We start from the raw sequence: 13115 nt of genomic DNA, 5'->3' as shown, positions 1-13115 counted from the left end.
ATCAAATACAGCCACATGAATTACGGTATTGCAGGCTCGGCGCCAGGCGCACGCTGTGTACCGGCGCGGCTGGCGTGGCCATGCGTTGCAGCAGCATTTGTACCGCGCGCGCGCCCAGCTCCTTGACCGGTTGAGCAATCAAGGTCAGGCGCGGCACGAAAAAATCCGCCCAGTCAAAATCATCAAAGCCCACCAGGGCGATCTGCCTCGGCACCTCAATCTGCGCGTCACGCAGGGCGTGCATGGCGCCCAGCGTCATCAGGTTATTGCCTGCCATGATCGCCGTCGGCGGTGCTGCCAAGGCCAGCAACTGCGCAGTCGCGGCCCGTGCCGGTTCACTGCTGGAGCCGCCGTTGACCAGCAACTGCGGATCAAACACCAAACCAGCCGCCTGTAAGGCAGCCCTATAACCCGCCACGCGTTCATCGGTCGTGCCAAGCCCCGCACGCCCGGCAATAAAGCCAATACGCCGGTGCCCGTGCTCAATCAAGTGCGCGATCAGGGCCTGGGTCGACTGGGTATTCTCCACCCCGATCTGGTCAAACTGCGCGCTCATCATGCGGTCCACCAGTACCGTCGGCACTTGATTGGCCTGCAAATATTCCAGAGCCTTCGTGCCGGTGGACGGTGCCAGCAGAATCCCATCGACGCGCCGATGATGCAGCGCTGTGACCACCCGCAGCTCCTGCTCCGGGTCGTCGTGGGGCTCGACAAACAGCATCATGTAACCGTGCTTGGCGCATTCAGTTTCAATCGCGTGCACGGTTTCACTGAAGTAATGGTTGGACAGCGCCGAGATCGCCACGCCTATCGTGCTGGTGCTCGAACGGGCGAGCGAGCGCGCCAGGGTATTGGGGATGTAACCCAACTCGGCGATCGCGCGCTGTACCGCCTGCACCGTGGCCGGGCTGACCTTGCGCGTGCCGTTCAACACGTGGGACACAGTCGACGTCGACACACCCGCCCTGCTTGCCACGTCATCCATGGTGACCACGACGCTTTCCTCTTCAGTGAATCAATGTTTACTCGACCAGCCGCTGTAAGTAGCCACGTTGTCGCGGGTGATCAGTTTTGGCGTAAGCAGGATAACCGCTTCGGCCGGGGCTTTGTCATTGAGCAAGTCATTGCCCACATTCACCGCTGTCTGCGCCATGGCCCACGGGTCCTGGCTGGCAGAGGCCTGGATTTGCGTGTCAGTCTTCAGTGCATTCTCGATATCCGGCGCACCGTCCACCGAGGTGATGAGGATGGCGCTGCGTTTGAGCTGCTTGGCCGCCAAATCACTGCCAATCGCTTGCGGGTCGTTGATCGCAAACAGGCCGTCGATTTTCGGGAAGCGCGTGAGGTAGCCCTGCATCACGTTCAGGCCGCCTTCGCGCGAGCCTTTGCCGTCCTGGTCATCGGACAGCACCTTGATGTCTGGCGCCGAAGCCAATGCAGCCTTGCAACCTTTGACGCGGTCCGTCACGGCGGTGACTTGCGGGCCATTCTGAATGATCACATTGCCCTTGCCCGCCAGCTTGTCCACCAGGAACTGGCAGGCCAGCTTGCCGGCTTCAACGTTGTCGGTTTGCACCGTGGCATTCACGCCTTTGGCGTCCACATCCACGGCCACCACGACGATGCCGGCACTGCGGGCTTTCTTGATCGCCGAGGCCATGGCCGATGGGTCGACGGCGTTGAGCAGGATCAGGTCAACCTTGGACGAAATGAAATTGTCGATCTGCGAAAATTGCTTGCTCAAGTCATAGTCGGCCGACACCGAGGTCACCTTGACGTTGGGGTTCAGCTCTTTGGCTCGTGCAGTGGCGCCGTCGGCCAGGGTCACGAAATACGGGTTGCCGAGCGAGCCCATGCTAATGCCCAGGGCTTTGAGTTCACGGGCTTGCACGGCGTTTGACATCAAGGCAGCCAAGGCAATAACGGGAAACAGGCGTTTAAGGTTCATGCGGGTCTCTCTTGTGATTGTTGTAGGAGTGAACTCAGGTGCGCGCACCGGACTGGCGATAGCGATCCAGCGCCACCGCGCCGATGATCACGATGCCCTTGATGATGTACTGCCAGATGTCCGACACGCCCAGCAGCACCAGGCCGTTGGTGAGTACCGCGATAATCAGCGCGCCGATCAGCGTGCCGCCGATGGTGCCGACACCGCCGGTAAAACTGGTGCCGCCCAGGATCACCGCGGCAATCGCATCCAGCTCATAGGATTGCCCCAGTTGCAGGCCGTTGGCCGCGAACAGGCGCGAAGCGCTCATCACCGCGCCAAGCCCGGCCAATGCACCGGACATGGCGTAGACGAACAGCAAGACTTTCCACACCTTGATTCCCGACAGCCGCGCCGCCTCGGGGTTGCCGCCCACTGAGTAGATCTGCACGCCCATGACGGTACGGCGCAGGATGAACCACGACAGCACCACCACCGCCACCGCGATGATCACCAGCCACGGCACGCCGAGCACCGAGTCATTGCCGATAAACGCAAACGGCAGGTCGGGGTTGAACACGGTCTTGTCATCCGCCAACAAGCGCGCCAGGCCACGCATGGCGGTCAGTGCACCGAGGGTGACGATAAACGGTGGCAAGCGCATGAAGGCGATCAACCCGCCATTGACCAGGCCCAGCAACAGGCCGAAACCGATGCCGGCAGCAATCCCGAACATGCCGAACTGTGGCGACATCGAGGCCTGCAACGCGACCACAGCGGACGCCGCGAGAATCGCGCCGACGGACAGGTCAATGCCCGCCGTCAGAATCACAAAGGTCATGCCCGCCGCCAGCACCACATTCACCGAGGCTTGCTGGGTGATGATCGACAGGTTCTGCACGGTGAGAAAGTTCTCACTGGCCAGGGCAAACCCCACCAGCAGCAACACCAGCACCGGCAACATGCCAACGGTGCGCATCAGCTCACGAACGCGCTCCGCTTTGCCGACGGGCGCGAGGGTCAGTGTGTTGTTGTTTGAATCAGCCATGGGCAGCCACCTGATCGCCACCAGTGGCGAGGTCAATAATGCGTTCTTGGGAGATGGCGTGGCCCGAAGCCCCGCCGACTTCGGCCACCAACTGGCCTTCGCGCATGATCAGCACGCGGTCGCACGTGCCGATGATTTCCGGCAGCTCGCTGGAGATCACCACAATGCCAACGCCCGCCAGCGCCAGTTGGTTGATGATGCGGTAGATCTCGGACTTGGAGCCGATGTCCACGCCCCGCGTCGGTTCGTCGAGGATCAGCACATGCGGCTTGACCTCCAGCAGCCGTGCTAACAGCACTTTCTGCTGGTTGCCGCCGCTCAAGGCGCCGACATTGACCTTGCCCGATGCCACCCGAATCGACAGCGACTTGATCGCGTCATTTGAACGCTGCGCGGCATGGCCGCGATCCAGCACGCCACCGGCATGCGCGTCCGGCACACAGGCGCACACGTTGATGTTATCGGCCACGCTCATGTCCAGGAACAGGCCCTGGGCCTTGCGGTCTTCAGTGAGGTAAACCACGCCCGCACGAATCGCGTCCGCCGGGTTACGCAGTTGGGTGACGGTTTTGCCGACCACTTCAAGGGTGCCGGAGGTGCGCGGGTCGGCGGCGAAGATCAGCCGCGCCAGCTCCGTGCGCCCTGCCCCGACCAACCCGGCAATGCCCAATACTTCACCGGCGTGCAGGTCGAAGCTGCAATTGCGCACGCGCTTGCCATCGGCCATGTCACGCACGCGCATCACCACGTTGCCGGGGTTATAGGCGGCGTGTTCCTTCTTGTAGAAACCGGAGAGGTCGCGGCCCACCATCATTTTCACCAGCACTTCGGCCGACAACGCGTCGCGGGTCAGCTCGCCGATGTACTGGCCGTCGCGCAGCACCGAGACCCGGTCCGACAACTCATAGATCTCAGCCATGCGGTGGCTGATGTAGATAATCGCCAGGCCCTGGCTGCGCAGGTGCTTGATCAACGCAAACAGGCGGTCGGTCTCACGCGATGACAGTGGCGTGGTCGGCTCGTCCATTACCAGGATCCTGGCGTGGGCATGCAGCGCGCGGGCGATTTCGACCAACTGGCGCTCGGCAATCGACAGGCTGCTCACCGGCGTGGTGGGTTTGAACTCGGCGCCCAGGCGTTGCAGCACCTCGACGCAGCCGGCTTGCATGCCCTTGCGGTCGATGGTCCAGCCGCGCCGCAGTTCGCGGCCCAGGTAGATGTTCTCGGCCACGCTGAGGTTCGGGCACAGGCTCAGTTCCTGGTAGATCACGGCGATGCCGAGGGTCTTGGCGGTGGCGGGGTCGAAGGTGGCGACGGGCTGGCCGTCGATGCGGATTTCACCGCCGGGGTCGGCCTGGTAAGCGCCGGAGAGGATTTTCATCAGGGTCGATTTGCCGGCGCCGTTCTCCCCCATCAACGCGTGAATTTCACCGGGGTAGACCTTCAGACCGACATTCTTGAGCACGCGCAAACCGTTGAAGGTTTTGCTGATGCCCTGCATCTCAAGCAAGGGTTCAAGGCTCATGGATGAGCTCCTGGCATTATTATTTTTGTAGGCGAGTGCCGCCGACTCTATGCCAGATACATTTGCTTACGCAAGCGCTTGCGTGTGCTGTTTATCGTTTGGTTAAACGTTTCATCAAGCGCAGAAGTGATAAATCTCTGTTGGCTGAAAGCTCGCGCACAAGCTTTCAGCCATCAACGTTTTCAGCGCCCGTAACGCTTGGGCAGCATGCGCACCAGGGTGTTGTCATGCACCCAGTAATGGTGGAACAACCCAGCGGCCGCATGCAGGCCGATCAACCAATACCCGGTGCTGCCCAGCCACTCATGCCAGTGTTTGAATTGCTTGGCCAGGTCCGGGTCCGGCGCTACTAACGTCGGCAACGCAAACTCAAAATACGGCACCGGCTTGCCGGCAGCGTTGAGCATCAGCCAGGCCAACAACGGCGTCACAATCATCAAGCCATACAGCGCACAGTGCATCAGGTGCGACGCGGCCGTCTGCCACAGAGGCGGACGGGGCAGGATCGCCGGACGGGGCGCCAGACGCCCCAGTAAGCGCAGCCACACCAGCACAAAAATCGCGATCCCGAAGAGCGAGTGCCCCCCCAGGAACAGTCCTTTGAGCGCGTTGCCTCGCGGTAGCAGGCCTTTGATTTCAATGCAGGTGTACACGCCGACAAACAGCGCCAGCATCAGCCAGTGCAGGGTCATCGAGAGTCTCGCGTAGCGCGGTGTCAGCGGATTTTGAGTCATGGGGTACAAGCCTTCTGCGTGAATGGTGGCGCTACCCTGCCGCCCCAGTCTTAAGGCAGTCTGAAGATCGGCAAACCGATCATTTTCACCACCTTCAGACTTCGTTAAGAAATGCCCTTAATACTCCTCCCAACATCACGTGGGAGGCGTACCGCCAATGCCCGATATCGATTGGAAGACTTCTTTGCCCCTGCTGTTCGGCCAGGCCGACAGTGCACAACTGCGCCTAGCCCGCGCCCTGCCCCACGACCCACAGCGCCCGGCATTCGAGGCGTTTATCCAACAGCGTTTTCGCATTGCCCATGGCGCCGACATCCGACACTTCATGCCTCAGCTGTTTGGCGTCAGCCAGGCTAACGGCGACCTGTGTGCGGTCGCCGGGGTACGGCTGGCAGGTGACGAGCCGCTGTTTCTGGAGCGTTACCTGGACCATCCGATCGACCCGCTGATCAGTGCCGCCGCCGAGCAAACGGTAGAGCGCCACGCCATCGCCGAAGTCGGCAACCTGGCCGCCAGCGACACCGGCAGTGCGCGCCTGAGCATCATCGCGGTGACCTGGTTACTGGCCATGGGCGGCCTGGAGTGGGTGGCGTTCACCGGCAATATCGGCCTGGTCAACAGCTTCCACCGCCTGGGGTTGAAGCCGGTCACCCTGTGCGCGGCCGACCCGCAACGCCTGGGCGATGACCGCCATCACTGGGGCAGTTACTACGAAAGCCAACCCTGGGTGCATGTCGGCAATATCCGCGCCGGGTTCATCCACTTGCGCAACATGGGCCTGTTCTCACGCCTTGGGTTGCCCACTACCTTTGAGGACACCAGCCATGTCGCCTGAAACCCGACGCTTCCACGCTGTGCTGCGCGGCTATGCCGAACGTAACGACGGCGCCATCGCCCTGTGGGGCGATACGTTGAAAATGGATTACACCTCACTGTTTGCCGAGGTTGCCTATCGCCAGCAACGCCTGCGTGATGAAGGCGTGAACGTGGTCGCCTTGGCCTTGGACAACGGCGTCGAGGCCATGCTGTGGGACTTGGCAATACTGTTCGAGGGCTTGACCTGCCTGACCCTGCCGCCGTTTTTCAGCCCTGCTCAGCGTGCCCATTGCCTTGAGCAAAGCCACGCCGAACGGGTGATCGCCGAGCCGTATCTTGAGGCTGAGCTGTTGGCCGCCGGTTACCACCAAGGCGGCGACTTCTGGTGCAAAATCTTTGCAGACCGCCCTTCGATGCCGTCGGGCACGGCCAAGGTGACATTCACCTCCGGCACCACCGGGGCGCCCAAGGGCGTATGCCTGAGTGCCGATAGCGTGCTGCGGGTTGCTCGCGAGTTGCACCAGGCCAGCCACGCCACCGACCCACGTCACCACTTGGCGCTGCTGCCCATCGCGATTTTGCTCGAAAACCTCGGTTGCTACGCCGCGCTGTATGCCGGCGCCACCTTGAGTGTGCCCAGCCAGAGAAGCCTGGGTATCCAGGGCGCCAGTGCGGTGGACGCCGCGCAATTGCTCGGTTGCCTGGCGGAGCGTCAGCCCCACAGCCTGATTCTGGTCCCACAATTACTGCTGATGTTAGTCATCGCCGCCGAACAGAAGGCGTTCAGCCCGCGAGGGCTGCGCTTTGCTGCGGTGGGTGGTGCGCGCGTTTCCAAAGCCTTGCTGCACCGGGCACAACAGTTGGGCCTGCCGGTGTTTGAAGGTTACGGGCTGTCCGAATGTGCCTCGGTGGTATGCCTCAATCGCCCCGATGCGCAGCGCCCGGGCAGCGTCGGCCGGCCCCTGCCCCACGTGGAAATCCGCTTGGCCGAAGACGATGAAGTGCTGATCAAAGGCTCGACCTTGCTCGGCTACCTGGGTCACAGCGAACAACCCGAGCAGTGGTGGCCCAGCGGCGATCTGGGCGCCTTCGATGAAGACGGCTTTCTCTACCTCAAGGGCCGCAAGAAACATCAGTTCGTGACCAGTTACGGCCGCAACGTCAACCCAGACTGGGTCGAGGCCGAATTGACCCAAGGCGGCGTCATCGCCCAGGCGTTCGTCTATGGCGAAGCCCTGCCCGAGAATCACGCGTTGCTCTGGCCCCATAGCAACGCCTGCACCGACGCCCAACTGGCCGCCATCGTGGCCACAGTCAATAGCACCTTGCCCGACTACGCCCAAGTGCATCAATGGACGCGCCTGGATGAACCCTTCAGCGCCGCCAACGGTTTGCTCACTGCCAACGGCCGGCCACGGCGCGACGCCATCGTCGCGCGTTATCAAACCCAACTGTCTACCGCACAAAAAGAGGAAACCCCATCGTGAATTTTTTCGACACGCTGCAAGAGGCCACCCAACAGGAACGCCAGGCACTGTTCAGCCTGCCGATCATTCGGGATGCGCTGGAAGGTAAAGTCAGCCTGGAGAGCTATCGCGCGTTTCTTGCCCAGGCCTACTACCACGTTCGTCATACCGTGCCGTTGATGATGGCCTGTGGCGCGCGCCTGCCCTCGCACCTGGAATGGCTGCGCAAGGCCGTCTGCGAATACATCGAGGATGAATATGGGCATGAGCAATGGGTGCTCAATGACATCCACGCCTGTGGCGGCGACAAGGATGCGGTACGTGACGGGCGCCCGGGTTTGCCTATCGAACTGATGGTCAGTTACCTCTATGACCTGATCGCCCGCGGCAACCCGGTGGGTCTGTTCGGCATGGTCAATGTGCTCGAAGGCACCAGCATCGCCCTGGCCACTCACGCCGCCGGCAGCATTCGCGAACGCCTGCAACTGCCTGCCACGGCGTTCAGTTACCTCAGCTCCCACGGTTCCCTGGACATCGGCCATATGGAAACCTACCGCCGCTTGATGAACAGCCTGCAAGACCCGGACGACCAGGCTGCCGTGATCCATGCGTCAAAAGTGGTGTACGCCCTTTATACCGACATGTTCCGCAACCTGCCGCGTATCGGGGAGGCTGCTCATGCGCCTGTCTGATGCCCGCGTCGTGCTGACCGGCGCCAGTGGCGGTATCGGCCTGGCGATTGCCGACGCCCTGTGTGCCAGCGGGGCGCAAGTGCTGGCCGTGGCACGCCATCGCGCACCGCTGGAGCCCTTGCTCGACCAATACCCGCAGCAGCTGTGTTGGGTGAGTGCCGACCTGACCTTCCTCGCCGACCGCCGCAAAGTGCTGGCCGCGGCCGAGGCCATCGGCGGTGTCAACCTGCTGATCAACGCCGCCGGCATCAATCACTTCGCCATGCTTGAACAGCTGGACGACAACGAAATCAACGGCATGCTGGCGTTGAACATCACCGCGCCGATCTGCCTGACCAAGCTGCTGTTGCCCCTGCTCAAGCAAGCCGAGAGCGCCATGGTGGTGAACGTCGGCTCCACCTACGGTTCCATCGGCTACCCCGGCTATGCCACTTACTGCGCCACTAAGTTTGCCTTGCGCGGGTTTTCCGAGGCGTTGCGCCGGGAGTTGGCCGATACGCGGGTGGGTGTGTTGTACGTGGCGCCGCGCGCCACCCATACGCGCATGAACAGCCAGGCGGCGCAGGCCTTGAACACGGCCCTTAAGTCCAACGTCGATGACCCGCGCATCGTCGCGTCGGCCGTGACCCAGGCAATCGCCAAGGATCGTCGCGATCTGTACTTGGGCTGGCCGGAGCGCTTCTTTGTGCGCCTCAACAGCCTGTTGCCGAACCTGGTCGACCGTGGCTTGCGCAAGCAATTGCCATTGGTACGTCGCTTGAGCGACAAACCCGTGAATAAGGATCTAAATCCATGAAACGTCTTTTCGTTGCGCTGCTGCTCACCGCCCTGAGCCCCTTCACCTGGGCCCTGGATGCGGGCGATCAGCAGCGCCTGGCTGACATCCAGACGCGCTGGGCGCATATTCAATACAACCTGCCCGAGGAGCAGCGTACCCAGGCCTTTGAACAGCTCGCCACCCAGGCGAACGCTTTCACCCAAGCCCGCCCCCAGGCTGCCGAAGCGTGGATCTGGGCCGGGATTGTCTCCAGCAGTTGGGGCGGCGCCCAAGGTGGGCTCGGCGCATTGAGCAAGGTCAAGGCAGCCAAGGTCGACCTGGAAACAGCACTCGCGCTAGACCCCAAGGCCCTGCAAGGCTCGGCCTATACCAGCCTGGCGGCGCTGTACGACCGTGTACCCGGCTGGCCGATCGGCTTTGGCGACGCCGACAAGGCGCAACAGTTACTCAAACAGGCCTTGCAACTGAACCCGGCGGGCATTGATAGTCTGTATTTCTGGGGCGACCACCTGTACCGGCAAAAACGCTATGGCGAAGCCCGGGACGCCCTGCGCAAAGCCTTGCTGGCCGCGCCACGGCCAGGTCGGGAAACTGCCGATACCGGACGCCGCAAAGAGATCGAAGGCTTACTGGCCGACGTCGACAAGAAACTCAACTGACAGGAGTCCATGTGCGGCTATTACTGATCGAGGATGATGTAGCGCTGGGCGAAGGTATTCACCAGGCGCTGGTGCGTGAGGGCTACACCGTTGACTGGCTGCAAGATGGCAGCAGCGCCTTGCATGCGCTGCTCAGCGAAACCTTTGATGTGGTCGTGCTCGATCTGGGCCTGCCGCGCATGGATGGGCTGGAAGTATTGCGTCGCCTGCGTGACAGCGGCGCCAACGTGCCGGTGCTGATCCTCACGGCGCGGGATGCCACCGAAGACCGCATCGCCGGGCTCGACGCCGGTGCCGATGACTACCTGATCAAACCCTTCGACCTGGCCGAACTCAAGGCACGCCTGCGGGCGCTACTGCGCCGTAGCGCCGGGCGTGCGCAGGTACTGATCGAACATGCGGGCATTTGCCTGAACCCCAGCACGCAACAGGTCAGCTACAACGGCGCAACCGTGCTGCTGACGCCCAAAGAATATCAACTGCTGCACGAACTGCTCTCGCCGCCCGGGCGCGTCATGACCCGCGACCAGTTGATGCAGTTGCTCTACGGTTGGAACGAAGAAGCTGAAAGCAACACCCTGGAGGTGCACATCCATCACCTGCGCAAAAAGTTCTCCAGTGAGCTGATCCGCACCGTTCGCGGCGTTGGCTACCTGGTGGAGGAGCGTCGATGACGTCGATTCGGCGGCGCACCCTGACGTTGATCATCGGCCTGCTGCTCTCCGGGTTATTGGTGATCAGCGCGCTTAACCTGCATGACAGCAACCACGAAATAGCCGAAGTCTACGACGCCCAACTGGCGCAGAACGCGCGCCTGCTCCAGGGCGTCATGAGCATGCCGCTGGCCAGTAAAGATCAGGCTGACCTGTATCGGGCGTTCAACAAAGCCTTGGGCGAAGCCATACCCAAGGTGGACGGGCACCCTTACGAAAGCAAAATCGCTTTTCAAGTGTGGAGCCCCCAGGGTGAACTGATGGTGTTTACCGCCAGCGCCCCCTCATTTGCCACGCCGCCCGCCCAACCCGGGTACAGCAATGTCAACGACCTCAATGGCCGTGAGTGGCGCGGCTTTGTGCTCAAGGACAAAGACACCGGGCTGCGGATCTGGGTAGGAGAACGCGACGACGTGCGCTCCGACCTGGTAGGCCGCATCGTGCGCCACACCTTGTGGCCCAATGTATTGGGTAGCCTGATCCTGGCTGCGATGGTCTGGCTGGCCATCGGTTGGGGGCTCAAGCCGCTGGCCAATATGGCCGCCACCTTGCGCGCACGGCATTCCGGCTCCCTGGAACCGATGCAACTGACCCCGCTGCCCATGGAACTGGAACCGATGCAAGCCGCGCTGAACCGCATGCTGGCACAGATCCAGGAAGTGCTCGGCCGCGAGCGGCGCTTTATCGCCGACGCCGCCCACGAAATGCGCACGCCCCTGGCGGTTTTGCGCGTGCACGCGCAAAACCTGTTGGAAGCCGGCACTGAAACCGAACGGCGCGAGTCCCTCGCATTTCTGATCACGGGCGTCGACCGCACCAGCCGCCTGGTCAACCAATTGCTGACCATGGCCCGTCTGGAGCCCAGCGCCGGGCAACCACCGGTGCAGGCCATCGACCTGGCGACCACCGTGCGTGACACGCTGATTCAGTTGACGCCCTGGCTGCTGAGCAAGGGCCTGGAATTGGTGTTTGACGTAGATGATGCGCACTACAGCGTGAGGTCCGAGGCGTCCGCCATCAATATCGCCCTGACCAATCTGGTGACCAACGCGGCAAACTTCTCACCGGAACACGGGGTGATCACGGTGGGCCTGCGCCAAAACACCAGCGGTTTCGAACTGAACGTGGATGACCAAGGCCCCGGCATTGACGAGAACGAGCGCGATCGGCTCTTCGAGCTGTTCTACAGCAGGGGCAATGCCGAAGGGGCAGGCTTGGGGCTGACCATCGTACAGACCATCGCCCAACGTCTTGGGGGGCATATCAGCCTGGATAATTTGGCTGACGGCGGGTTGAGAGCCTCCCTGCAGATCCCGCGATCACTTGACGAATAACCCCAGCCACTTCGCGAAGGCTTGCCCGAGCGTTAGCCGCCTATGCGCAGGTCTTCAGGGGGTAATCGCGACTTTCATGACGCCGTCGCGCTGGTGGGCGAACAGCTCATAGGCGGCCTCAATATCGTCAAGTTTGAAACGGTGCGTCACCAGCGGCGACAGATCCACCCCGCCGCTGGCCACCACGGCCATCAACCGGCGCATGCGTTCCTTGCCGCCGGGGCACAGGGTCGACACGATGCTGTAATCCCCCAGCCCCGCCCCAAACGCATCATAGGGAATACGCAAGTCACTGGAGTACACCCCCAGGCTGGACACGCGCCCGCCCGGACGCAGCACCCGCAATGCCGACTCGAACGTGCCTTGGGTGCCCAGGGCCTCGATGGCCACATCCACCCCACGGCCGTCCGTCAAGGCCATGATCTGCTCGACCACATCGCCTTTCTTGAAGTCGATGATATGGGTGGCCCCCAGGCCTCGGGCCACGCCCATGCGTTCAGTGACGCCGTCGACGCCAATGATCATCGACGCGCCCTTGAGCCGCGCGCCCGCCACCGCGCACAGGCCGATAGGCCCCAGGGCGAAGACTGCCACCGTATCGCCAATGCTCACCTCGCCGCGCTCGGCGCCGGAAAAACCGGTGGACATAATGTCCGGGCACATCAGCACCTGTTCGTCGCTCAGGCCATCGGGAATCGGGCACAGGTTGGCCAGCGCATCAGGAACCAGCACGTATTCGGCCTGGCAGCCGTCGAGGGTATTGCCGAATTTCCAGCCGCCGGCGGCGCGAAAGCCATGGCGTGTGTCGGGGCCGTCTTGGGAGCCGCAGCCGCACAGGCAGGCATAGCTTTGCCCGCTGGGGGTGATGGCGCCGGCGATCACCCGCTGGCCCTCGACAAAACCGCGTACCTGGGAGCCCAGGCGTTCAATCACGCCCACCGGCTCATGGCCGATAGTCAGCCCTTTGGCCACCGGGTACTCGCCGCGCAGGATATGCACGTCGGTGCCGCAAATAGTCGTGGTGGTGATACGTACCAATGCGTCCAGCGGACCAACTTCGGGAATCGGTTTGTCGTCTAGAACGATGCGGTTTTTTTCAACGAAAACAGCGGCTCTCATGGTAGCCATGGGGTGATCTCCTGCTCCAGGGAATACCAGACTGCGCCGTGATGGGGCCGTGCACGTTGATCATGATCAACAATCCCGCGATTGCCCTGTGCAATTGACCGGGCATTGGGTGCCTGGCCCATTCCTTGGGGTTCCACAGCGTTACCGACCCCGATGACAGTACCCGGATCATCCGTAGCGTGGCGCTCTGAGCATGACGATAGCGGAACGTATGAGTGCATTCGTACGGCGCTGAGCGCAGCATCTGCTATTGTCCAAAGACCTCATCTCCTGCTCGTCGCCTTGGCGCGATCTT

13 protein-coding genes are annotated in these 13115 nt (G+C 62.1%); 7 read left to right on the top strand and 6 right to left on the bottom strand.

Annotated elements, in window-relative coordinates; genetic code table 11:
* Position 1: 1 nt before the first annotated feature.
* The 5 genes from KZH41_RS14990 to KZH41_RS14970 form a co-directional block, all read right to left on the bottom strand.
* Entirely contained in the window at positions 2-994 is a 993-nt protein-coding gene (locus KZH41_RS14990) for a LacI family DNA-binding transcriptional regulator (RefSeq protein WP_242149331.1), read from the bottom strand.
* Positions 995-1015: 21 nt separating this feature from the next.
* Positions 1016-1948 (bottom strand): ABC transporter substrate-binding protein, encoded by a 933-nt coding sequence (locus KZH41_RS14985; RefSeq protein ID WP_094950534.1) that lies wholly within the window; start codon positions 1946-1948, stop codon positions 1016-1018.
* Between the two features lie 34 nt (positions 1949-1982).
* Positions 1983-2975: an ABC transporter permease subunit gene (locus KZH41_RS14980; protein ID WP_094950535.1), complete on the bottom strand. Its 993-nt coding sequence runs from the start codon at positions 2973-2975 to the stop codon at positions 1983-1985.
* Complete coding sequence (locus KZH41_RS14975) at positions 2968-4500, bottom strand: sugar ABC transporter ATP-binding protein (protein ID WP_263272726.1); 1533 nt, start codon at positions 4498-4500, stop codon at positions 2968-2970. Before KZH41_RS14975 ends, KZH41_RS14980 begins: the two co-directional genes overlap by 8 nt.
* 182 nt (positions 4501-4682) lie before the next feature.
* Positions 4683-5234 carry a cytochrome b gene (locus KZH41_RS14970; protein ID WP_263272724.1) on the bottom strand — a complete coding sequence of 184 codons (552 nt, stop codon included), beginning with the start codon at positions 5232-5234 and terminating at the stop codon, positions 4683-4685.
* A gap of 157 nt (positions 5235-5391) precedes the next feature.
* On the opposite strand from KZH41_RS14970, the gene KZH41_RS14965 reads away from it, so the two are divergent.
* From KZH41_RS14965 to KZH41_RS14935, 7 genes are read left to right on the top strand one after another with little or no spacing between them, the layout of a single operon-like run.
* On the top strand, positions 5392-6069 hold the full coding sequence (locus tag KZH41_RS14965; protein ID WP_094950538.1) for a thermostable hemolysin: 678 nt from the start codon (positions 5392-5394) through the stop codon (positions 6067-6069).
* A complete protein-coding gene (locus tag KZH41_RS14960) occupies positions 6059-7537 on the top strand; it encodes an AMP-binding protein (protein ID WP_263272722.1) in 1479 nt (492 codons plus the stop codon). Before KZH41_RS14965 ends, KZH41_RS14960 begins: the two co-directional genes overlap by 11 nt.
* Positions 7534-8208, top strand: coding sequence for a TenA family transcriptional regulator (locus KZH41_RS14955; RefSeq protein ID WP_094950540.1), 675 nt, complete (start codon positions 7534-7536; stop codon positions 8206-8208). Before KZH41_RS14960 ends, KZH41_RS14955 begins: the two co-directional genes overlap by 4 nt.
* A complete protein-coding gene (locus tag KZH41_RS14950; protein WP_242149327.1) occupies positions 8195-9004 on the top strand; it encodes an SDR family oxidoreductase in 810 nt (269 codons plus the stop codon). The genes KZH41_RS14955 and KZH41_RS14950 overlap by 14 nt, the downstream gene beginning before the upstream one ends.
* Positions 9001-9645 carry a tetratricopeptide repeat protein gene (locus KZH41_RS14945; protein WP_242149324.1) on the top strand — a complete coding sequence of 215 codons (645 nt, stop codon included), beginning with the start codon at positions 9001-9003 and terminating at the stop codon, positions 9643-9645. The genes KZH41_RS14950 and KZH41_RS14945 overlap by 4 nt, the downstream gene beginning before the upstream one ends.
* A gap of 11 nt (positions 9646-9656) precedes the next feature.
* A complete protein-coding gene (locus tag KZH41_RS14940) occupies positions 9657-10319 on the top strand; it encodes a response regulator (RefSeq protein ID WP_242149321.1) in 663 nt (220 codons plus the stop codon).
* Positions 10316-11692, top strand: a complete 1377-nt coding sequence (locus tag KZH41_RS14935) for an ATP-binding protein (protein ID WP_263272719.1) — start codon at positions 10316-10318, stop codon at positions 11690-11692. Before KZH41_RS14940 ends, KZH41_RS14935 begins: the two co-directional genes overlap by 4 nt.
* A 54-nt stretch (positions 11693-11746) precedes the next feature.
* Here KZH41_RS14935 and KZH41_RS14930 read toward each other — a convergent pair whose 3' ends face one another.
* Positions 11747-12820 carry an NAD(P)-dependent alcohol dehydrogenase gene (locus KZH41_RS14930; RefSeq protein ID WP_094950545.1) on the bottom strand — a complete coding sequence of 358 codons (1074 nt, stop codon included), beginning with the start codon at positions 12818-12820 and terminating at the stop codon, positions 11747-11749.
* Between the last annotated feature and the right edge of the window lie 295 nt (positions 12821-13115).

The organism is Pseudomonas sp. YeP6b (genome assembly GCF_025642995.1).
In the GTDB taxonomy this organism is placed as follows: domain Bacteria; phylum Pseudomonadota; class Gammaproteobacteria; order Pseudomonadales; family Pseudomonadaceae; genus Aquipseudomonas.
Note: the sequence above shows the minus strand (reverse complement) of the source record. Positions and strands in the feature narration are given on the sequence as shown.

What these genes read in the sequence shown, in the direction of transcription:
- KZH41_RS14985 (WP_094950534.1), bottom strand. Translation starts at nt 1,948, where the DNA reads ATGAACCTTAAACGCCTGTTTCCCGTTATTGCCTTGGCTGCCTTGATG.
- KZH41_RS14980 (WP_094950535.1), bottom strand. Translation starts at nt 2,975, where the DNA reads ATGGCTGATTCAAACAACAACACACTGACCCTCGCGCCCGTCGGCAAA.
- KZH41_RS14975 (WP_263272726.1), bottom strand. Translation starts at nt 4,500, where the DNA reads ATGAGCCTTGAACCCTTGCTTGAGATGCAGGGCATCAGCAAAACCTTC.
- KZH41_RS14970 (WP_263272724.1), bottom strand. Translation starts at nt 5,234, where the DNA reads ATGACTCAAAATCCGCTGACACCGCGCTACGCGAGACTCTCGATGACC.
- KZH41_RS14965 (WP_094950538.1), top strand. Translation starts at nt 5,392, where the DNA reads ATGCCCGATATCGATTGGAAGACTTCTTTGCCCCTGCTGTTCGGCCAG.
- KZH41_RS14960 (WP_263272722.1), top strand. Translation starts at nt 6,059, where the DNA reads ATGTCGCCTGAAACCCGACGCTTCCACGCTGTGCTGCGCGGCTATGCC.
- KZH41_RS14950 (WP_242149327.1), top strand. Translation starts at nt 8,195, where the DNA reads ATGCGCCTGTCTGATGCCCGCGTCGTGCTGACCGGCGCCAGTGGCGGT.
- KZH41_RS14945 (WP_242149324.1), top strand. Translation starts at nt 9,001, where the DNA reads ATGAAACGTCTTTTCGTTGCGCTGCTGCTCACCGCCCTGAGCCCCTTC.
- KZH41_RS14935 (WP_263272719.1), top strand. Translation starts at nt 10,316, where the DNA reads ATGACGTCGATTCGGCGGCGCACCCTGACGTTGATCATCGGCCTGCTG.
- KZH41_RS14930 (WP_094950545.1), bottom strand. Translation starts at nt 12,820, where the DNA reads ATGGCTACCATGAGAGCCGCTGTTTTCGTTGAAAAAAACCGCATCGTT.